Here is a 19,743-nt window from a genome sequence, read left to right on the forward strand (position 1 = left end):
TGTCGGATGCTATGGGGGTGTCATCGGTCTGGGGGCGGGCAGAACCGGAAGGGTGTCGTGGTAGAAGACGGCGACCTCGAAGCTTTCTTCGATGTACCCGGTATCGTCCGGGGAAACGCATCCGGAACGCGATTGGTGGAGCGCCTTGGGAAGCGCTCGTATTCTTTCGGGCGGCACCATTACCTCCCGTCCCACCTTCCCCAGATTGAGCCACGGACTTGCCCCCGGCCCATTGTCGGCGGAACGCCAGATCACGACCGGAACCCCGATCATGAGCGCCGACCAGACCGGCATGTGGCACTCGTCCAGATGGGAGGGAACGGAGAGGGCGACGATCCTGTCGTCCTGGAGTCTTTCGACCAGGGGTTCGCGGTAGGTCCGCCCGCCCCTGCGCCTCCTCCGCCCGGCCTCGTGCGCGGTGTCCAGGTGCAGGACCTCGCGCGCGCTCGCGAGCCCCTCCCACCGGAGGGCGCAGGTACGCCGGGCCTGCGCGGTGTCGCCGCGCGCGGGGTCCACCAGCTCCTCCGCCCGGTAGACCACCTGGGCCCGCGAGCCGAGCCTGCGGTCCCCCTCACCGGCCTCCTGCCAGCGCTCGGCCTCCAGGCGGCGGAGCAGGTCCAGCCGTGCGACCAGCTCGACCCGTACGCCCTCGTGGTACCCGGTGCGGTGGTCCACCTCCAGCAGGGTGAGCAGGCCGCCGACGTGGGCGCCGATGCGCTCGGCCTCCATGTGCGGGGTGTGGCCGTGGCCGCAGAAGTCCGGGGGCCTGCCCCGCCTCTCGCTGAGCACCGTCCAGTACTCGACGTCGTACCGGTCCCTGCTCCGGCCCTGGGTGACGTGCACGACGAGCCGGGCGGGCGCGCGCGGGCCGGGCGGCGCGGCCGTGCCCTCGCGCCGCCCGCCGCCCCAGAGCAGGAGCAGGTCGGCGCAGTCGCGCAGCGGGACGGCGCAGGGCAGCAGGGAGCAGAAGATCCGCAGCGGGAGTTCGGCGCCCTCGGGCACGGCCATCTCGGTCAGGTCCACGAGCCGGTCCCAGGCCGTGTGCGGCGGTGCCTCGGCCGGGGCGAGCCGGTCGGTCCGGGCGGTCTCGAAGGCCTCCGCCACCAGGTCCGGGGAGTGCTCCGCCAGCTCCCGGCGGACGAGGTCGACGTCGGCGTCGGTGGTCCCCTCGGGCAGGAGGCGGTACAGCTGCTCCCACTCCTCGGCGTGGACCAGCGGCTCCGCGGCCCGGGCCGCCGCCAGCGAGCTGCGGCCGCGCTCCTCCAGGTAGAGGATCCAGCGCAGGAGGCATCCCAGGCGCACCTGCTCCCGGCACAGGCGCACCAGGTGGCGGGCGAACTCGACCGGAGAGCCCTCCAGGCGCAGGTTGCGGCGGACCCGCGTCGGCAGTTGGTAGGCCAGCTGCTCGCGCGCGTCCGGGAGGAGGACGCACCGGAGCGCGCACAGGGCGTCGACCAGGTCCTCGAACCCGCCGTCGGCCGGGAGCGGCCGTCCCGCGCCCTCCGGGAGGAGCCGCCCGCCGGGAGGGGGCCCCGCGCCCTCCGACGGCGGCCGCCCTCCGATCGGGGCCTGGTCCCCCGCCGTGGCCGTCGTCTCGCTCACCCGGACGGACTCCCCAGGAGGGGGGCCGCGGCCTCGCGGACCCGGAGCATCCCCGAGCTCCCGTCCTCCCTCGCGTCGAGGAGGGCGAGCACCTCGTCGAGGAGCCCGTACTCACCGTGGGCGAGGGCGACCAGCTGCGCGGCGAAGGAGAGCAGGTCCTGGTCGGCGCGGAGCCTGCGGCGCAGCCGGGGGTCGAGCGCGACGTACAGGTCCAGGCGCAGGTCGGGCAGGAGCAGCGTGCGCAGGTCGGTCATCGCCCTGGCGGTACGCGTGAGCGCCTCCCGTTCGCCGTTCGCCGCCGCGCCCGCGGCGGTCCGCTCGGTCGGCCACACCCGGGGGATCGCCTCCATAGGAACCATCCAGCCCGCCCTGCCGCTGCCGGTCGCCTCGCAGAGCAGACCGAGGAGGGCGTTCCCCTTCTCCTCTCGGACACCGCTGCCGCTGAAGCCGGGCAGGACGGTGAAACCCGCGTGGGAGTCGACGTCGATCTGGACGTAGCCGAAACGGCTGCCCCCGGTGCCGGTGGCCAGGCCGGTGACCCAGAGGCCGGTTTCGGCGCGGGGGAAGCCGAGGACGCGGACCCGGTCGCCGACGCGGTAGCGGCCGGGGGCGGCGGGAGGGATCGGGGCGGGCCGGTCCAGGCGCAGCACCGCCGCGTCCCAGGGCGCGGCCTCCTCCCACCACCAGCCGTCGGCGACGACCGTGGCGGCGGCCTCCCAGTCCGGGAGGCCGCGCGGGGCGTCCAGGCGTACGGTGACGCCGGGTCCGGCGGGGGCGCCGGACCCGGCGACGGCCTCGCGGACGACGTGCGCGCAGGTGATCGCGTATCCGGATGCGACCAGCACCGCGGCTCCGTGCAGGGCCGTGCCGCCGCGGTCGGTGACGCGCAACTGCCAGTCGGGGGCGAGGGGGCGGGGGGCCAGGTGGGACACGGTGCTCCCGTTCGGCGGGCGGGGCACACGGGACGGGCCCGAACGCGCGGTCCCGCTCAGTGTTTCGGGTGCACCGAATTCTACCTGTCGTTCATGAAAATGTGTTGTCGTGAAGGAGAGCGAAAGATCTGGGTGTTTTTCGTGAGGGATAGGTGAATTTGGATAAACAAGTTAAGAAAAGGGGGTTATGTGCGGCACCCGGGCCGTCCGCCTCCGGCGACGGACGGCCCGGACGCGCTGGTCAGGAGGCCGGTACCGGTTCAGGGGTCCGACGGCGGGGGCGGCCCCACGGCATGAGGCGGTCCACGCAGAGGCGACCGCCCGCGAACCCGAGGGCCAGGGCGGCGACGCCGAGGACCAGCACGAGTTCGAAGCCGCCGACCAGCGGGTCGCCGACGTGGGCGAAGAAGTAGGCGCCGGCCATCATGAAGGCCAGGAGAAGCCCGGCCAGGGGCAGGGCGAACCCGATGATGAGGGCCAGTCCGGCTCCCACCTCGATGCTCGCTCCCAGGAGCGCGGCGAACTGCGGGAAGGGGATCCCCATGGACGCGAAGCCCTGGGCGGTGCCTTCGAGACTGGACATCTTCGGCCAGCCGTGCGCGATGAAGACGACGCCGACCACGACTCTGGCGAGCAGCGCGGCGACGTCCCCCACGCGGGACATGAGCGGATTCTCGGTCATAGCGGTTCCTGTTCCTGTGAGCGGGTAACCCAGGAGGAGGTCGTGGCCTCGCACCGTTGCTTGAGACTACAACCTTTTCCTGGGAAAGCAGATGATAGTACGCATCCACCCGGACACATAGAGTGCCAATGAGGGATATTTCTCCCCCTCGGCGTCCGCCCTGGTGAGAGCCGACAACAGAACGCGACTCAGTCCCGGCGCACCGTACCGGTCGGCCCCGTGTACCGCGGCTCCTCGCCCCCGGGGTCGAGTACGCCGAGCATGGACTCCGCAATCCCCCGCAACTGCTTGACCTGGTCCTCGGTGAGCGCGTCGAAGAGCACGCGCCGGACCTCGTGCACGTGGCCCGGCGCCGCCCCGCGCAGCACGGCCGCCCCCTCGGGGGTGAGTTCGGCCAGGGTGGTGCGCCGGTCGCCCGGACGCTTGAACCTGCGGACCAGGCCGTCCCCCTCCAGGCGGGCGACCGCGTGCGAGAGGCGGCTGGGCGAGGAGCGCAGTCTCCTGGCCAGGTCGGTCATCGTCATCACGCGCTCGGGCGCCTCGGACAGCTTCACCAGGATCTGGTAGTAGGCGTGGGACATGCCGGAGTCCTGCCTGAGCTGCCGGTCCAGCGCCCCGTCCAGCAGGTGGACGGCGGCCAGGAAGGCCCGCCACGTCTGCTGTTCGCCCTCGTCGAGCCACCGCGTCTCGGCCATCGGGCCCGTGCCCCCAGGGATAACTTGAGAGTTCAACTGTGTTCTGGTCAAATACCTATCTTCCAGGCATCGGAGAGCGGCCGCGGCACGGCGGCCCCACCCGCCCGAGCGCGGTCCGCCGACGTCGGCGCACTGGAAGGACGCCCCGTCCACCGTCGGCGCCACGGCGGACGGAATCCCTCTGACCTACGGACTTCCGGGGTTTCCCGCAACGCTACTACGGAGTCACATACGCCGCCCCGGGTGCGCAGCGCCCCCGTTCGCGGCCCCGCGGTACGCCCTCCCGGCACCGTGCGTGTCGTTACCGCTTGGGACACTCTCCCCCATGACGGACACACGCGATCCCGCGGACGCGCGCACGGTCGAGGAACTGGTGGCCTCGACGGGCAGGGCCAGGTACCTGTGTTTCTGGGGCCACCGGCCGCCCGCCTCCGGAGGCGTGTCGGCGAGCTGCCTGTCGCAGTGGTGGCCCGCCGACTTCGCGGTGGAGGGGGTCGGCTACCGCACCGCGGAGCACTACATGATGGCCGCCAAGGCCCGCCTGTTCGGTGACGCCGAGGCGGAGGAGCGGATCCTCGCGGCGGGCCACCCCCGGGACGCCAAGGTGATCGGTCGACAGGTGCGCGGCTTCGACGAGCGCGAGTGGGAGGCGGCCCGCTTCGGGATCGTGGTCGAGGGCGGCATCGCCAAGTTCGGCCAGAACCCAAAGCTGCGCGCGTTCCTGCTCGGCACCGGCAGGCGGGTGCTGGTGGAGGCCAGCCCCCGCGACCGGGTGTGGGGCATCGGGCTGGGCGCCAAGAACGACGACGCGCAGGTCCCCGAGCGCTGGCGGGGGCTCAACCTGCTGGGGTTCGCCCTGATGGAGACCCGGGCCCGCCTGGCCGCGGCTCCTTGACGCCGGGCCCGTCCTCCGCCGGGCCGACGCGGGCGGAGTCGGCATGATCGAGGCCATGGGGCGCAAGGCGCTGGCCGTACGCGCGGACGCCGGGGCGGTGGTCGGTGCCGTCACCCACCTGGGCGGTCCGGGCGGCCGGTTCGTCCCTGACGCGGTGGCGGGCGTGTACGTGGGGATCGGCGCCTGCACCCGGGTCGGGGCGCGCCGGAGCCGCGCTCCCCGACCCGTGGCTCCCGTGCCCCCGTTGGCACGTCAAAAAAGACGTATCGTGCGTGGTGTGTAGTTATCAGGCGCTTTTTCCGAATCGCATCCCGCGATCACCGTCGGATCACCCGGATTTCATCCGCCGTATCTGTGGTTACGGCTCCGGCGTGCCCACGACAGGAGTAGAGTCCAGACCGCGGACAGCATGGTGCTTCCGGCACCGCACCCGTTCCCCGGAGCACTCCGGGTCTCGGCGTTCCCGCCGCCACCCGTCAGACGCTCGCGCGGCCCGACCACGTACGCCCGCCGCACGCTCCGGGAGACCGGTTCACCCACGCGCACCCGCCGGTGCCGCACGCGGTCCGGGAACGCACCGTCCTTCTTCCATCCAGGACGAACCACACTCCAGGGACTTCCCATGGCCTATTACCGCATCCAGTTGCGCGACGGCTCCAACCACACGCTCCAGGCGGTGCGCATGCGCACCGACGCACGCAGCCTCTACCTGGAGGAGCGCACCGCCGGGGCGTGGACCGAGGTGTTCTCGAACCCGATCACGGAGGTGGAGCGCGTCCAGCGCCGCTTCACCGAGAACGACGGCACGTGGACCTGGCTGAGCGAGAGCCTGCCCGCCCCCGTCGGCGGCGTCCGCGCCTGGTGAGGCCACGGCCGGGCGGAGGGGATCCGCCCGGCCTCCGCAGGCGTCCCGGCTCTCCGCTTCCCGTTCTCCGGCGGGTCTTCCGTTGACGTGCTCGGGGCAGGTGCCCGCGCTCGGCACGGCGCGCACGGTGGCGGCGCTGAATCCACAGGCGCGGCGGGCGTGAAGGTCCGGAGTCACGGACCCCCGGCCCTGTGTCCTACTCCTCCTGGACCGGACCCCCTCTTACTTAACATTCATTGAGCAAGGGGGGCGGGGAAAGCTGGATACCGTGGACGGCGGGTCCGCGACCCCCCGCACGGGCCCGGGGTACCCGACGGGGTACAGGAAGTGGAGAGACCAGGATGAGCGAGACGACCCCGGCGCCGGACACCCGCGCCCCCTCCGGCTCCGAGGCGCCGACACCGCGGAGGCGGGTGAACCGGCGCGAGCAGATCCTGCGCACGGCTGCCGACGTGTTCGCCTCGCGGGGCTTCCACAACACCTCGCTGGCCGACATCGCGGCGACGCTCAGCATCACCCCGGCGGGGGTGCTGCACCACTTCGGCTCCAAGACCGACCTGCTCACCGCCGTCCTGGAGCTGCGCGACGACACCGACCCGGCGCCGGAGGGCAGCCGGATGCTGGACCACCTGGTGGCGACCGCCGAGCGCAACGCCGAGCGGCCGGGGACCACGCAGCTCTACGCGGTGCTGTCGGCGGAGAGCGCCACCGACGAGCACCCGGCGCAGGACTGGTTCCGGGACCGCTACACGGTGCTGCGCAGGGAGATCGCGGACGCCGTGCTGGACCGGCTGGAGCCGGGGCACCGGGAGGCCGCGGACACGCCGGGGCCGGACGGGCACACCCCGGCGGAGGCCGCGGCGTCGGCGGTGATCGCCGCGATGGACGGGCTCCAGGTGCAGTGGCTGCTGGACCCGGGCGCCGTGGACATGGCCGCCGTCACCGAGCTGGTGATCGACTCCGTGGTGGCCCGGTTGTCCCGACGGGACTGACCGGGCGGTCGCGTCCCGTGGAGACCGCTGAACGCCGGAGGGGGCGCCGGGAACCGTGCGGTTCCCGGCGCCCCCTCCGGCGTTGGGCGGGCGGTTACTGCTCGCCGTGGACGGAGCCGGGGGTGCCCGAACCGTCGGTCACCTGCGGCTCGCCGGTCGCGCTCTCGGCCAGCCACTCGTCCCAGGACATCTGCCAGAATCCCCAGCCGTTGTTCCACTCCAGCTCGCGGTCGGTGCCGGTGGTCTCCATGACGTCGCCCATGAGGGTGTTCTCGAAGATCCAGCGGGCGTCGTCCATGCGCAGGTTGGTGCAGCCGTTGGAGGTGTTGGCGCTGCCGATGTTGCCGTTGTAGGAGGCCTCGTGCAGGAACTCGCCGCTGTCGCTGGTGCGGACCGCGTACTGCACGTCCACGTTGTACGCGCCGGGGGTGCCCTCGGGGATGCCCACGGTGGAGGAGTCCATGGTCATCTGCTCGTAGCGCTGCATGAGCACGTGCGTGCCGGAGGTCGTGGTGTCGAAGCGGCGGCTGGCCTTGCCGTTGCTCACCTCGATGGTGCGGTCGTGCTCACCGTCGATGTTGACGACCAGCTCGTGGTCGGGCACATGCATGGTCATGATCAGCTCGCGGCCGATCTCGAAGTCGATGCGGTGGTTCTCCACGCCGTAGACGCCCTCGGAGGCCTCGACGCCCGCGAGGTGCAGATCGACGCTCACGGACTGGTGGGGCTCCCAGTACTCCTCCGGCCGGAACACGGCCATCGTGTCGGTCTCCCAGTTCCAGGCGCCCTGGACGCCCTGCTCGGAGATGACCTCCATGGAGTTCTCGACCTGCGCCTTGTTGGTCACCGGCAGGTCGAAGTTGATGACGATCGGCATGCCCACGCCGACGGTGTCACCGGAGACGGGCCAGTTGGAGGCCAGTTCCAGGCGCTGCCCGGCGACCGCCTCCAGGGTGGTGAACTCCTGGACGACCTCGGTCTCCTCACCGGCGTCGTTCTCGGCGGTCGCGGTGACCACGACCTCCGCGCCGGGGCGCAGGTTCCAGTCGCTGACCCACTCGGTCGCGTCGCCGTTGAGGGTGCCGGTCATGGCGTAGAGGTCGGGGTCCTGCGACTCGCCCTCGCCCTCCGCCGCGGCCTCGGTGGCGACGACCTGCTCCACTTGGACGTCCGTGATGACACCGCTCTCGGCGGTGACCTTGACGGGGGAGTCGGGCGCGACCTCCTCGGCGCCGCTCTCGGGAGTGATCACCAGTTCCGCGGGGTCGGCGCTGGCCGCGTCGGTACCGCCGCCCTGGGTCTCGGCCTCACCCGACGTGCAGGCCGTCGCGGCCAGCGCCAGCACTGCCAGTCCGATACCGAAACGACGCGCCACCGCCGGAGCTGTCTTGCCCGTCACGTCTGGTTACCTCCATGTCATGCCTGAAACGCCGTCCACGCAAGTAAGACGCACACCCACCGAAAAGGTTCTGAAATCTCATGCATCGGTATAGAGCGGTTATCTGGGGCGTGGGACGTGGGGGACGCCGGAACCGAAGACGATACACCCCGGGGGTACACCTCGATTCCCTACGGGTATGAGGTTACGGCCATCCATAACCGGCCTTGGACACCGGGTCGACCCTCCGCCTAGAATCTTGTCCGAACGCTCAGGTTTCTCCTCCGGAGGAACCTGGTCAAACGCCCGGTTCTCCGTCGGAAGGAACGCCGTGCCCTGGCTCTGGCTGGCCGGAGCGATCATCGCCGAGGTGATCGCCACCACCTCACTCAAGCTCTCCGAGGGCTTCAGCCGCCCGCTGCCCTCGGTCGTCGTCGTGGTCGGTTACGTCGGGGCCTTCCTCATGCTCAGCCAGTCCCTCACCCGGGGCATCAACCTCGGCGTGGCCTACGGCGTGTGGGCGGCCGTGGGCATCGCGCTGGTCGCGGTGATCGGCACGCTGCTCTTCGGCGAGTCGCTCACCTGGGTCCAGATCGGCGGGATCGCGCTGATCATCGCGGGGGTCATGGCCCTGGAACTGGGCGGGCGGCACTGAACGTCCACGACACGGCGTCCGTCGGCGGAGACATCGCCGACGGGCGCAGACGCAAGGGCGAGCGGCGCCGCCGACAGCTCCTGGACGCCACCATGCGCGTCATCGAACGCGACGGCGTGGCGGCGGTCAGCCAGCGGCGAGTGGCCGCCGAGGCCGGGGTGCCGCCCAGCACCGTCACCTACTACCACGCGACCGTCGACGACCTGCTCGTGGACACCCTGACCCGGGTCAACGACACCTACGTGGCCGCGCTGGCCGCCGTGCCCGAGGACGCGGACGCGGCCCTGCGCGCCCTGGCCGGGATGATCGCGGTGGGTTCGGGCCCCGAACGGGCCCAGGTGATGGCCGAGTGCGAACTGTTCCTGCTCGCCGCGCGCCGCCCGGCCCTGCGCCCGCAGATCGAGCGCTGGAACCGGGCCGTGGACGCCTTCCTCGCGCCCTACCTCCCCGGCCCGGAGGACCGCGCGGGAGTGGGCGCCGCCGTCGACGGCCTGTTCATGCGGTGCTGCGCCGACCCGGACCTGACGGCCGAGGACGTGTACCGCACGCTCAGCCGCCTGGTGTCGCGCGCGCCGCGTAGCGCGCGGGAGGGGTTCCCAGAACAGCGGTGAACTCCCTGGTCAGGTGGGACTGGTCGCTGAACCCGAGTTCGGCGGCCAGGCTCCCCCAGTCGGGCGGCGCTCCCTTCCCGGCCCGCTCGGCGGCCTCGTAGAGCCGGTACCTGCGGATGACCGCCTTGGGTCCGAGGCCGACGTGGTCGGCGAAGCGGCGCTGGAGCAGGCGTACGCCCATCCCCTCGCGCCGGGCGAGCCCGGACACGTTGACCACCGAGGGGTCGGCGGCCACCCGCTCCACGACGTCGCGGGTGTCCTCGGCCGGGTGACGTTCCACGGGGAGCAGTTCGGCCACGGCGCGGTCGACCCGGGCCATGAGGGCGAGGGGACCGGACGTCACCGCGCCATCGAGGGCCCCGCCCCCGCCGAGGACCGCTCCCGCACCGCCGCCCCCGCCCCGATCGGAGCGCCCGTGGGCACCGAGGACCCCGCCCCCGCCCAGGGTCTCACTCGCGCAGAGGGCGCCGAAGGCCTCCGACGCGGGGAGAGCGGCGTCCACGATCGTGTTCATGGGCCTGCCGAGGAACGGGCGGAACCCCGCGGGCCGGAACATCACCCCGAGCGCCCAGCCCTCGCCCTCCAAGCGGCGCTCGGTCACCTCGGTGGTCGGGCCGTGCACCGTCGCGGTCCCACCGGTGAACACCAGGTTCACGACGGGGTGGGCCAGGACCCGCTGGGTGTACGGCTCGCGGCCGGTCAGGTTCCAGGAGGCGAGCCAGTAGCGGTCCACGAAGCGTGCCACCCGCTCCGAGGGCGCGTGCCGGTCCAGGCGGAACCGGGTCAGCCCGGCGGCCGGGTCGAGGATGCCGCGCGCGTCCCCCTCCACCCCCACGAAGTACGGTCTCACGCTTCCAGGGTAGCCCTCCGTATCCGAACACACGTGCGGTTCGTCGTGTTTGTTCAAGACGGGGGCCGGTCGAGGGGGCGAGGATGGCGGGCACCGAGACGGACCCGAGGGGAACACGATCATGAGCGACACCTCCGAGCGCTACGCCCGCCTGTCCGAGGACTTCGCCGGGACGGTGGCGGCCGTCCCCGCCGACCGCTGGTCGTCGGCGTCCCCCTGCAAGGGGTGGGACGCCCGCGACGTGGTCCGCCACGTCGTGGACACCCAGGGCATGTTCCTCGGCCTGGTCGGCCGCGAACTGGGCGGCATCCCCTCCGTGGACGAGGACCCCCGCGCCGCCTGGGACGCCGCCCGCGCGGTGGTACAGGCCGACCTGGACGACCCGCGGCGCGCGGGCACCGGGTTCGACGGGTTCTTCGGCCGCACCACCTTCGCCGAGGCGGTGGACCGGTTCCTCTGCTTCGACCTCGTGGTGCACCGCTGGGACCTGGCCCGGGCCACCGGCCAGGACGAGCGCCTGGACCCCGGCGACGTCCGGTGGGCGCACGAGGCCACCGCCCCCTTCGGGGAGCACCTGCGCGGGAACAACGTCTGCGGTCCCGAGCTCACCCCGCCCGAGGGCGCCGACGCCCAGACCCGGTTCCTGGCCTTCGTCGGCCGCCGCGCCTGGTAGCGGCCCCGCGCTCCCCCGCCCCGGGAACCGGTGCGGCCCCGTCCGGGGAGGGCGCCCGGGCCGCGCCGCTCCGAGCGCCCCGCCCCGGGGGCGGCGCACGAGCGGGGACAGGAGGCGGGCGATTCTCCCGCCGAGGCGGGACACGACGCTGAGGTAGGACGCGACGCCGGGGCCGGACACGGCACTGAGGTGGGACACGATCGGAACGCTCTCTTCCCGGGACTCCGCGCGGGCGGAGGAGGCGGACAGGTGGTGCGACGCGGATCGTGTGACGCGAGGAGGCGGCGCCGTCCACTCCGAGAATGCCACCTTCGGAGCCGAAGCGGCGGAGCCCGTCCACACCTGTGGAAAACCCGGAGGACCACGGGGAGACTCCCCGTGGCCCTCCGGCCGAGTCGCCGCACCTCAGGCGCGGACACCCTCGATCGCGGCCGCGCCGCCCGCCTGTCCCGCGCCTGCCGCGCCTCACACGCAGGCGGCGCGCGGACCGGGCGGCGCGCGGACCGGGCGGCGCGCGGACCGGGCGGCGCGGCCGCCGCCCGGTCCTGTGCCCTCAGCGGGTCAGCGGATCAGCAGGTCAGCTCCCAGGAGCACTCCAGCTCACCGCCGGGCCGGGTCGGCGCGCTCTGGGACCGGACGCTCACGGGCGTCTGGTGGCCCAGGTACTCGGCCAGCCGGACGGCGATCGCGTCCTGCACCGGCGTGGGTGCTGGGCCGCTGTAGCCGTTGTTGACGACGCTGAACGCCAGCCCGTCACCGCCTTCCTGCCCGGCCGCGTATCCGGACAGCGCGCTGATGCCCGTCATGGTGCCGGTCTTGGCGGAGACGACGCCCGCGGCGGCGGTGCCGCCCATGCGGAACCGCAGGGTCCCCCCGGTGAACGGGTCGCTCTCGCCCGCCACCGGCAGCGAGTCCGCCCAGATCCCGTGCCAGGACGCGTCGCGCGTGCTCACGAGCAGGTCCACGACCGCGTCGGAGGTGACCAGGTTGCCCCGGGACAGGCCCGAGCCGTCGTTGAGGACGAGGTCGGAGGTGTCCACCCCCAGCCCGGACAGGGACCGCTCGACACCGGCCAGCCCGGCGTCCCAGCTCCCCTCGCCCGCGACCTCCCGGCCGATGCTCTTGACGAGCATCTCGGCGTGGCCGTTGTTGCTGAACTTCATGAAGGGGACGAGGATCTCCGCCAGCTCGGGGGACTCGTGGTCGGCCACCAGCCGGGCCCCGTGGCGTCCCCTCCCGGGCGCCTCGCCGAACTCCACACCGCCCTCGACGGTGACGCCGTGCCGCTCCAGCGCCCGCGCGAAGAGGTGCCCGGCCAGGCCCGCGGGCTCGTCCACCGTGCGCAGGGCGGTCACGGGGGCGGCGTCGGCCGGGATCGTGCCGGTCACCGTGATGGTGTTGGTCCCCACGGGGCGGTCGACGACCACGCTGCTGGTGCCGCCCGCGGGAGCGGTCACGGCCCGGTTGTCGAGTTCGGCGTAGCCCTCGGCGGCGCCCAGGTCCACGGTGGCGGGCGCGCCCGCCGCGCCGGGGGTGACCACGACCTCGGTCACGCCGGTGTCGTAGCGCTCCCCGTGGGCGACGGTGAGGGCCGAGATCTGCGCGGAGTAGGCGTAGGGCTCGTCCTCGGGCCACCAGTCGTCCACGAGGCGCTGGGAGTCGAACCGGGTGTCGTCGGCGAGGACGTCGCCCCGCACGGTCCTGACCCCGGAGGCGGCCACGTCGGCGGCCAGCGCGTCCAGGTCCCGCTCGGACAGGGTGGGGTCTCCGCCGCCCACCAGGTACAGGTCCTCCACGGAGCGCCGCTGCCGGTGGCCGTCGGTCACGACCTCGGTGGAGAAGGTGTGGTCGGCGCCCAGGACGTCCAGGGCGGCCGCCGCGGTGAACAGCTTCATGTTGGAAGCGGGCACCAGCTGCTCCCCGCTGTCGCGCGAGTACAGCACCGCGCCGGTGGCGGGGTCGGTGACGGTCACCCCGGACACCCCGCCCTCGAGGGACGGGTCCGCCAGGAGGGCGTCGATGTCCGTGCGGAGGTCGGTCAGGCGCTCCTCGGCGGCCGCCGGGTCGGCGTGGGCCGGGAGCGCGCCCAGGGGCGCCGCGACGAGCACGGGGACGGCCGCGAGGGCCGCGGTCCAGGCGGCGCGTCGCCGGACCGGGGCACGGCGCTCCCCGACCGGGGGTCCACTGGAAGCGTTGGGGGTTGTCAACGGTGTGTCTCCTAGCGGTCACGGACACCAAGGGGCACCGCACCCTAACCCGCTGCGGTTCCCCGGCACCAGCACCCCGGGTGCGGGTCGGACACGGGAGGGGCGCACGGGGACGCCTAGACCCAGGTGACGTGTGTGCACCCGAATCCGCCACAGACAGAACCGCCCGGTTTCGGTCTTCCCCATGGGAGCGATGGGGGCCCGGCGCACGGAAGCGCCCCCCTCCGCGCCCCGTACCGGTGCGGCGGTGTGCGTCCAAACCCGGAGCGAACCCGCGGACCGGCCCCGAGCGCCGGTCTCCTTCCCGGGCGGGTCGGGGGTCGAAGCACCCAACGGCGGTGTGTGCCCCCGGTCCCGGAGCGGCCCCTCCCTCCGCTGTGCGCGGCGTGAACGGCGAACGGGCCGGTGCCGGGGACGCACTCCCCGGCACCGGCCCGTCACGGCCGCGGCGCCCGGATCACCCGGGCGGCGCCCCGGTCAGAACAGCTCCATGGCCCGCGAGTAGTGGCAGGCGTCCAGGTGGCCCGCCCCCCGGTCCATCAGCTCCGGCGGCTCCTCCACGCACTTGGCGCGCTCGCTCTCCGACAGCTCGTTCGCGAACTTCGGGCACCGGGTCCGGAACCGGCAGCCCGAGGGCGGGTCGGCGGGACTGGGCACGTCGCCGGTGACCACGATCCGCTCCCGGGTCCGCTCCTTGACCGGGTCCGGCAGGGGGATCGCCGAGATCAGCGCCTGCGTGTAGGGGTGCGAAGGCGCCCCGAACAGCTCCGCCGTCGTCCCCGTCTCCACGATCTTGCCGAGGTACATCACGGCCACCCGGTCGGCGATGTGCTTGACCACCGACAGGTCGTGCGAGACGAACAGGTACGACAGGCCCAGGTCGTCCTGGAGGTCCTCCAGCAGGTTGATCACGCCCGCCTGGATGGACACGTCCAGCGCCGAGACCGGCTCGTCCAGGATGAGCACCTTGGGGTTGAGCGCCAGCGCGCGGGCGATGCCGATGCGCTGGCGCTGGCCGCCCGAGAACTCGTGCGGGTAGCGCGTTCCGTGCTCGGCGTTGAGCCCCACCAGGTCCAGCAGCTCCTTGACCCGCTTCTTGGCGGTGCCGTTGCCCTGGCCGTGGATCCGCAGCGGCTCGGCGATGATGTCCGAGACCGTCATGCGCGGGTCCAGGGAGGCGAACGGGTCCTGGAAGACCAACTGGAGGTCGCGGCGCAGCGGGCGCATCTGCCGCGGGGACAGCGTGTGCAGCGGCTGCCCCATGTAGCTGACCTCGCCCGAGGTCTGCTTGATCAGCTGGAGCATGAGGCGGGCGGTGGTGGACTTTCCGCACCCGGACTCGCCGACCAGGGCGAGGGTCTCGTGCTCGCGCAGCTCCAGGGAGACCCCGGAGACCGCCTGCACCTCGCCGATCCTGCGCCGCAGGAGGCCCTTGGAGCGGATGGGGAAGTTCTTGACCAGGTCCTTGACGGTCAGAATGGCCTCACGGGGCTCCACGTCCGCGGGCTCGGCGGTCTCCGCGCCGATCCGGGCGCGCGCCTCCTGTGCCTGTCCCTCGGCCTCCTCGACCTCCGTGACGGTGTCGGCCTCCACCGCCGTCCCCCGGAACAGGTCGGCGGGGGCGGCGCCCCCCAGCTCCTCGCTGAAGTGGCAGGCCGCCGTGTGCGCGGAGGTGTCCGTCGCCGGCACGCGCACCCGCTCCCCGTTCCCGCCGACCGCGAGCAGGAGGGGCTCCTGTTCACGGCACAGGTCCCGGGCCATCGGGCAGCGCGGCGAGAACGCGCACCCGGTGGGCAGGGAGAGCAGGGAGGGCGGGGTGCCCACGATGGGGGTGAGCCGTTCGTGGCGGTCCTCGTCCAGGCGGGGCAGCGAACCCAGCAGGCCGAGGGCGTAGGGCATCCGCGGGCGGTAGAAGACCTCCTCCACGGGGCCCATCTCCACGAGGCGGCCGCCGTACATCACGCCGATCCTGTCGACGTGCCCGGCCACGACGCCGAGGTCGTGGGTGATCAGCACCAGGGCGGCGCCGGTCTCCTTGCGGGCCGCCTCCAGCGCCTCCAGGACCTGCGCCTGGACGGTCACGTCCAGGGCCGTGGTCGGCTCGTCGGCGATGATGACGTCGGGCTCGTTGGCCATCGCGATGGCGATCACCACGCGCTGGCGCATGCCGCCCGACAGCTCGTGCGGGTACTGCTTGATCCGCTGCTCCGGGCTGGGGATGCCCACCAGCACCAGCAGCTCCAGCGCCCGGGCCATCGCCGCCTTCTTGCCCACCTTGCGGTGGGCCAGGACGGCCTCGGCGATCTGGTAGCCGACGGTGTACACGGGGTTCAGCGAGGTCAGCGGGTCCTGGAAGATCATCGCGATCTTGTTGCCGCGGACCTTGCTGATCTGCGCGTCCTTGAGGCCGATGACCTCCTGGCCCAGCACCTTGGCCGAGCCCTCGACGCGGGCGTTCTTGGGCAGCAGCCCCATGATCGCCATCGAGGTCACGGACTTGCCCGATCCGGACTCGCCCACGATCCCCAGCGCCTCGCCCCGGCGCAGGACGTAGGACACCTCGCGCACGGCGGGCAGCGGCCCGTCGTCGGAGGGGAAGGTGACGCTGAGGTCGCTGACCTCCAGGACCACGTCGCCGGTCGCGGCCGGGGCGGTCCCCTCGTTGCTCATCTGGTCAGTCGTGGTCATCGCCGCACCATGGTCTGTCGTGGGTCGAGGGCGTCGCGCAGCCCGTCGCCGATGAAGTTGATCGTCAGGCAGATCACCAGCAGCAGCAGGCCCGGCGGGTAGAACAGCCAGGGCCTGGTGGAGACGGCCGTGCGCGCGTCGCTGATCATCTGGCCGAGCGAGATGTCGGGGGGCTGGATGCCGAACTGGAGGAAGGACATGCCCGCCTCCAGAAGGATCGCCACCGCGATCAGCAGGGTGGCCGCGACGATGATCGGCCCGGCCGCGTTGGGCAGCAGGTGGCGGACGATGATCCACCCGGGCGAGGCCCCCGCGGCCTTGGCCGCCTCCACGAACTCCTGCTCGCGCAGGGACAGGACCACGCTGCGCACCACACGGGCGATCTGCGCCCACGAGAAGAAGCCGATGATGAGGGCCACCGCGTACCAGGTGGTCCCGGCGCGGGCGTTGCCCGCGATCGCGGCGACCATCACCAGCAGGGGCACGATCATGAACACGTCGGCCACACGCATCATGAGCGCGTCGATCCGGCCGCCGTAGTAACCGGCCGTGGCCCCCCACAGGGAGCCGATGACGGTGCCCATGACCGACACCGTGAAGGCCACCTTGAGCGTCTGCTGGGCGCCGCGCATGAGCTGGCCCAGGACGTCGTGCCCGGCGGTGGTGGTGCCCAGCGGGTGGTCCGCGTTGGGCGGCACGCTCGGCGGGATCTCCAGGTGGACGGTGTGGTCCCACCGCCAGAGGAGCGGGCCCACGAAGGCGGCCAGGACGACGACCGCCAGGACGACCAGGCTGATCATGGCGGCCCGGTGGCGCAGGAACCGGGACAGGATCATCTGGAACTGGGTGCGTTCGGCACCTCCGACGCTCTCGGCGTCGGCGCTCCGCGGCGCCTGGGGCGCCCTCTTCTCACTCATAGCGAATCCTCGGGTCGAGCACGCCGTACAGGAGGTCGGCGATGAGGTTGGCCACGATGACCATGACACCGCTGAGCAGCAGCCACGCCATCAGCGCGTACGAGTCGTTCTTCTCGACCGCGGTGATGAAGAACTCGCCCAGGCCGCGCCACTGGAAGACGCGTTCGGTCAGGACCGCGCCGTCGATGATCCCGGCGATGCCGACGGCGACCACCGTGGTCAGCGGGATGAGGGCCGTGCGCAGCGCGTGGCGCCGGATGACGACGCGGTTGGGCAGGCCCTTGGCGCGTGCCAGGCGGACGTAGTCGCTGTTGAGCACCTCGAGCATGGAGGTCCGCTGGTACCGGCTCCACGAGGCGAAGCTGGTCAGCATCAGCACGATCGTGGGCAGGGTCATGTAGGCGAAGGCGTTGGTGACGCGCCCCCAGAAGTCCTCGCCCTGGGCCTGGTAGACGCCGTCGCCGATCGTGGCGAGGACCTGGTCGCCCACCAGTTCGTTGAAGCTGACACCGGCCTGCTGCATGATGCCCGCGAACCAGAAGACGGGCATGGACAGGGCCAGGAAGCCGATGAACGTGAGCGTGTAGTCGAGCTTGGAGTACTGGCGCATGGCGCTGACGACACCGGCCAGGACGGCCAGGCCCAGCGCGAAGACCATGGACGCGGCCACCAGCCGCAGGGTGGTGCCCAGCCGCTCGGCGATGTTGGCGCCGATGTCGTAGCTGTTGCTCTGCGTGGAGGGGCCGAACTCGCCCTGAAGCAGTCCGATGTCCCCGTTGCCGCCGATGCCGGTGACCCAGAGCCAGTAGCGCTCGGGCATGGACCGGTCGAGGTAGAGCCGCTCCTCCTGGAGCTGGATGACCGAGGGGTCCGGGGGCGGCTGCTGCATCCTGAGCTCTGTCAGGGGATCGCCGGAGACGTCGATCAGGACGAAGGTGAGCACGGACGCGAGGATCAGGATGGGTATCGCGCCCAGGACGCGCCGCACCGTGTAAACGAGCATGAGTGTGATCCTTCAGGGGTGGACGAGGACCGGCCCGGGCCCGGGAGGATGTCCCGGGCCCGGGCCACGGGCCTTGTGCCGCGAACTACTCGGCGAGGTCCCACTCACCGATGTTGTAGGTGGCGCGGTAGCTGGACTGGAGGTTGTCCTCGACGTTGACGAGCCTGTCGTTCACGAAGAAGTAGTTGGGCTCGGCCACGATCGGCAGGACGTAGGCGTCCGGGACCACGGCGGCCACGGCGGCGTTGGCGTGCTCGGCCGCCTCGTCCAGGTTGGCGGCCGTCGCGGTGGCCTCAGCGTGCTCGTCCACCTCGTCGTTGGCGTAGCCGCCGAAGTTGCTGGTGCTCTCGGAGTGCCAGAACTGCTCGGGGCTGGAGGCGAAGTACGGGCTGCCGCTCCAGCCGAACTGGACGATGTCGTAGTCCTGCTCGGCCAGCATCGTGCCCAGGTCGTCGGTCATCGAGATGGTGGTCTCGATGCCGATCTCGGCGAGCTGGGCCTGGATCAGCTGCACGGAGTTGTTGCGGATGACGGTGTCGGTGCTGCGCAGCTGGAACGGGCCGACCTGCTCGCCGTCGAGCATGAGGGTGTCCCCGTCGAGCTCGTAGCCGGCCTCCTCCAGGATCTCGGTGGCGGCTTCGACGTCGCCGCTGCCCTGCCCGGACTCGGAGACGAGGTCCTCGAAGTACTCGCTGTCGCTGCCGAAGAGGTGGTTGTTCTTCAGCTCGTACTCGGGGTAGCCGGCCTCGAAGTTGCGGCTGGCGATCTGGTCGCGGTTGATCGCGGTGAACACGGCCCTGCGGAGCTCGACGTCCGAGAGCCACTCGTTCTCGGTGTTGATGTCGATGTGCTCCCAGATGTTGCCCTCGCCGATGGTGAGCGTGGCGGTCTCCATCCCCTGGAGCTGGGTGATGATGTCCTCGCTGTACTGCGCGGGGTTGGCGCCGTCGATCTCGCCGTTCTGGAAGGCGGGGATGAAGGTGCCCTCGTCGGTGTTGTACGGCATGATGATGCGGTCGAGCGCGGGCTGCGTCTCGCCGAACCACTCGGGGTTGGGCTCCTTGACGACCTGGTTCTGCAGGTCGCCGTCCACGATCTGGTACGGGCCGCCGGACCACTCGGGGCGCGTCTCGTGCAGCCAGGCGTAGTACTCGCCGAGCTGCGCGGGGTCGTCGACGTCCCAGCCGTTCTCCTCGGCCAGGTGCGCCGGGTAGAAGCCGCCCGCCACGCTGTGCGCGTCGAACATGCCCATCCACTCGGGGTTGGACAGGCCCTCCTTGAGGGTGAAGGTCGCGGTCTTGCCGTCGACCTCGACCTCCTCGACCATGTCGGCGCCGGTGGTGCCGCGGGAGTCGCAGGTGTCGCAGTAACCCTCGGTGGGGGACGCGGACATCATGTTGGTGACCCGCAGGTCCTCACCGGTCATCGGCGTGCCGTCGTTCCACACGGCGTCCTCGGCGAGGGTGAAGCTGAACTGGAACGGACCCTCGTCGAGGTTGTCGTTGATGAGGACGGGCTCCTCGGCGAGGACGTCCAGGTCGTACTCGTACGTCGCGTCGGGCTGGTACTGCCCGGTGAAGGGCACGACACCGGAGAGCGCCTGGATGACGTAGACGCTGCCTCCGGCGCTACTGATGGCTCCCCAGGCTGCGGGAAGGCTGTTGATCACCCATGTGACCTCCTTCTCCTGCTCGCCTTCGCCACCACCGCCGCCGCAGGCGGTCAGCACCATCAAAGCGGAGGTGCCCGCCGCGGCGAGCGCGAGCGTCTTCCTTCGTTTGTGCATCAGTTACACCCTTGATCACTAATACGAGCCGAACCTCGGGGTTGTGTGGTTCGCACACGCCCCGCAGAACTAGGCGATTAGTCGATCAGAAGACCATTGAGCGAAATGTCTGTATAGCCCTACTGCAGGATTCGTGACCCATCCGCAACCGGTTCGCGCCCATCGCACCGAGCCGCGGGCGCATAGTTCATACCCCGCCCAGACATGGGGGTCACCGCAGGTCAGAGCCCAAACCCAGGAGACCGCCCCTTCTCTCCGGATTCGGACAAGCCAGAAATACATTGCGGGCTAGTTACGCGATCCAACAACGGT

At 71.7% G+C, this 19,743-nt stretch carries 18 protein-coding genes; 7 read left to right on the top strand and 11 right to left on the bottom strand.

Annotation, left to right across the window (positions count from 1 at the left end; genetic code table 11):
* Positions 1-9 precede the first annotated feature (9 nt).
* From AC0VX6_RS26835 to AC0VX6_RS26850, 4 genes are all read right to left on the bottom strand, one after another.
* Positions 10-1,602 carry a hypothetical protein gene (locus AC0VX6_RS26835; protein WP_475466682.1) on the bottom strand — a complete coding sequence of 531 codons (1,593 nt, stop codon included), beginning with the start codon at positions 1,600-1,602 and terminating at the stop codon, positions 10-12.
* A complete protein-coding gene (locus AC0VX6_RS26840) occupies positions 1,599-2,534 on the bottom strand; it encodes a S1 family peptidase (RefSeq protein WP_274975273.1) in 936 nt (311 codons plus the stop codon). Before AC0VX6_RS26840 ends, AC0VX6_RS26835 begins: the two co-directional genes overlap by 4 nt.
* Positions 2,535-2,775: 241 nt before the next feature.
* Positions 2,776-3,216, bottom strand: coding sequence for a DoxX family protein (locus AC0VX6_RS26845; protein ID WP_274975274.1), 441 nt, complete (start codon positions 3,214-3,216; stop codon positions 2,776-2,778).
* A gap of 188 nt (positions 3,217-3,404) precedes the next feature.
* Positions 3,405-3,911 (bottom strand): MarR family winged helix-turn-helix transcriptional regulator, encoded by a 507-nt coding sequence (locus AC0VX6_RS26850; RefSeq protein WP_274975275.1) that lies wholly within the window; start codon positions 3,909-3,911, stop codon positions 3,405-3,407.
* A gap of 325 nt (positions 3,912-4,236) precedes the next feature.
* Here AC0VX6_RS26850 and AC0VX6_RS26855 point away from each other — a divergent pair, with 325 nt between their 5' ends.
* The 4 genes from AC0VX6_RS26855 to AC0VX6_RS26870 all read left to right on the top strand — a co-directional run bounded on the left by AC0VX6_RS26855 (position 4,237) and on the right by AC0VX6_RS26870 (position 6,663).
* The gene (locus AC0VX6_RS26855) at positions 4,237-4,806 is read left to right on the top strand and encodes an NADAR family protein (RefSeq protein WP_475466685.1); all 570 of its coding nucleotides are present in this window, start codon (positions 4,237-4,239) and stop codon (positions 4,804-4,806) included.
* 43 nt (positions 4,807-4,849) lie between these two features.
* Complete coding sequence (locus AC0VX6_RS26860) at positions 4,850-5,089, top strand: hypothetical protein (protein ID WP_274975277.1); 240 nt, start codon at positions 4,850-4,852, stop codon at positions 5,087-5,089.
* Positions 5,090-5,428: 339 nt separating this feature from the next.
* Positions 5,429-5,671 carry a hypothetical protein gene (locus AC0VX6_RS26865; RefSeq protein ID WP_248772590.1) on the top strand — a complete coding sequence of 81 codons (243 nt, stop codon included), beginning with the start codon at positions 5,429-5,431 and terminating at the stop codon, positions 5,669-5,671.
* Positions 5,672-6,012: 341 nt separating this feature from the next.
* A complete protein-coding gene (locus AC0VX6_RS26870) occupies positions 6,013-6,663 on the top strand; it encodes a TetR/AcrR family transcriptional regulator (RefSeq protein WP_274975278.1) in 651 nt (216 codons plus the stop codon).
* A gap of 94 nt (positions 6,664-6,757) precedes the next feature.
* Here the strand turns inward: AC0VX6_RS26870 and AC0VX6_RS26875 are convergent, their stop codons facing one another.
* On the bottom strand, positions 6,758-8,062 hold the full coding sequence (locus AC0VX6_RS26875) for a L,D-transpeptidase (RefSeq protein WP_475466687.1): 1,305 nt from the start codon (positions 8,060-8,062) through the stop codon (positions 6,758-6,760).
* A 310-nt stretch (positions 8,063-8,372) separates the two neighbouring features.
* Here AC0VX6_RS26875 and AC0VX6_RS26880 point away from each other — a divergent pair, with 310 nt between their 5' ends.
* Entirely contained in the window at positions 8,373-8,696 is a 324-nt protein-coding gene (locus AC0VX6_RS26880) for a DMT family transporter (RefSeq protein WP_013155521.1), read from the top strand.
* 32 nt (positions 8,697-8,728) lie between these two features.
* Positions 8,729-9,307 carry a TetR/AcrR family transcriptional regulator gene (locus AC0VX6_RS26885; RefSeq protein ID WP_302475408.1) on the top strand — a complete coding sequence of 193 codons (579 nt, stop codon included), beginning with the start codon at positions 8,729-8,731 and terminating at the stop codon, positions 9,305-9,307.
* Here AC0VX6_RS26885 and AC0VX6_RS26890 read toward each other — a convergent pair.
* Positions 9,246-10,157 (bottom strand): DUF6597 domain-containing transcriptional factor, encoded by a 912-nt coding sequence (locus tag AC0VX6_RS26890; RefSeq protein ID WP_475466688.1) that lies wholly within the window; start codon positions 10,155-10,157, stop codon positions 9,246-9,248. The two genes, AC0VX6_RS26885 and AC0VX6_RS26890, sit on opposite strands and share 62 nt — an antisense overlap.
* A 121-nt stretch (positions 10,158-10,278) precedes the next feature.
* Between AC0VX6_RS26890 and AC0VX6_RS26895 the strand changes: the two genes are divergently transcribed.
* A complete protein-coding gene (locus tag AC0VX6_RS26895) occupies positions 10,279-10,830 on the top strand; it encodes a TIGR03086 family metal-binding protein (protein ID WP_475466689.1) in 552 nt (183 codons plus the stop codon).
* 569 nt (positions 10,831-11,399) lie between these two features.
* Here AC0VX6_RS26895 and dacB read toward each other — a convergent pair.
* From dacB to AC0VX6_RS26920, 5 genes are all read right to left on the bottom strand, one after another.
* Positions 11,400-13,037, bottom strand: a complete 1,638-nt coding sequence (gene dacB, locus AC0VX6_RS26900; protein ID WP_475466691.1) for a D-alanyl-D-alanine carboxypeptidase/D-alanyl-D-alanine endopeptidase — start codon at positions 13,035-13,037, stop codon at positions 11,400-11,402.
* 477 nt (positions 13,038-13,514) lie between these two features.
* Entirely contained in the window at positions 13,515-15,725 is a 2,211-nt protein-coding gene (locus tag AC0VX6_RS26905; RefSeq protein WP_475466692.1) for an ABC transporter ATP-binding protein, read from the bottom strand.
* Complete coding sequence (locus tag AC0VX6_RS26910) at positions 15,722-16,642, bottom strand: ABC transporter permease (protein ID WP_248772598.1); 921 nt, start codon at positions 16,640-16,642, stop codon at positions 15,722-15,724. The genes AC0VX6_RS26905 and AC0VX6_RS26910 overlap by 4 nt, the downstream gene beginning before the upstream one ends.
* Positions 16,635-17,645, bottom strand: coding sequence for an ABC transporter permease (locus tag AC0VX6_RS26915; RefSeq protein WP_274975283.1), 1,011 nt, complete (start codon positions 17,643-17,645; stop codon positions 16,635-16,637). The genes AC0VX6_RS26910 and AC0VX6_RS26915 overlap by 8 nt, the downstream gene beginning before the upstream one ends.
* An 85-nt stretch (positions 17,646-17,730) precedes the next feature.
* Positions 17,731-19,431 carry an ABC transporter family substrate-binding protein gene (locus AC0VX6_RS26920; protein WP_274975284.1) on the bottom strand — a complete coding sequence of 567 codons (1,701 nt, stop codon included), beginning with the start codon at positions 19,429-19,431 and terminating at the stop codon, positions 17,731-17,733.
* Positions 19,432-19,743 lie beyond the last annotated feature (312 nt).

It is taken from the genome of Nocardiopsis sp. iso_25 (assembly GCF_056173305.1).

What these genes read in the sequence shown, in the direction of transcription:
- AC0VX6_RS26845 (WP_274975274.1), bottom strand. Translation starts at nt 3,216, where the DNA reads ATGACCGAGAATCCGCTCATGTCCCGCGTGGGGGACGTCGCCGCGCTG.
- AC0VX6_RS26850 (WP_274975275.1), bottom strand. Translation starts at nt 3,911, where the DNA reads ATGGCCGAGACGCGGTGGCTCGACGAGGGCGAACAGCAGACGTGGCGG.
- AC0VX6_RS26855 (WP_475466685.1), top strand. Translation starts at nt 4,237, where the DNA reads ATGACGGACACACGCGATCCCGCGGACGCGCGCACGGTCGAGGAACTG.
- AC0VX6_RS26860 (WP_274975277.1), top strand. Translation starts at nt 4,850, where the DNA reads ATGATCGAGGCCATGGGGCGCAAGGCGCTGGCCGTACGCGCGGACGCC.
- AC0VX6_RS26865 (WP_248772590.1), top strand. Translation starts at nt 5,429, where the DNA reads ATGGCCTATTACCGCATCCAGTTGCGCGACGGCTCCAACCACACGCTC.
- AC0VX6_RS26870 (WP_274975278.1), top strand. Translation starts at nt 6,013, where the DNA reads ATGAGCGAGACGACCCCGGCGCCGGACACCCGCGCCCCCTCCGGCTCC.
- AC0VX6_RS26895 (WP_475466689.1), top strand. Translation starts at nt 10,279, where the DNA reads ATGAGCGACACCTCCGAGCGCTACGCCCGCCTGTCCGAGGACTTCGCC.
- AC0VX6_RS26905 (WP_475466692.1), bottom strand. Translation starts at nt 15,725, where the DNA reads ATGACCACGACTGACCAGATGAGCAACGAGGGGACCGCCCCGGCCGCG.
- AC0VX6_RS26910 (WP_248772598.1), bottom strand. Translation starts at nt 16,642, where the DNA reads ATGAGTGAGAAGAGGGCGCCCCAGGCGCCGCGGAGCGCCGACGCCGAG.
- AC0VX6_RS26915 (WP_274975283.1), bottom strand. Translation starts at nt 17,645, where the DNA reads ATGCTCGTTTACACGGTGCGGCGCGTCCTGGGCGCGATACCCATCCTG.
- AC0VX6_RS26920 (WP_274975284.1), bottom strand. Translation starts at nt 19,431, where the DNA reads ATGCACAAACGAAGGAAGACGCTCGCGCTCGCCGCGGCGGGCACCTCC.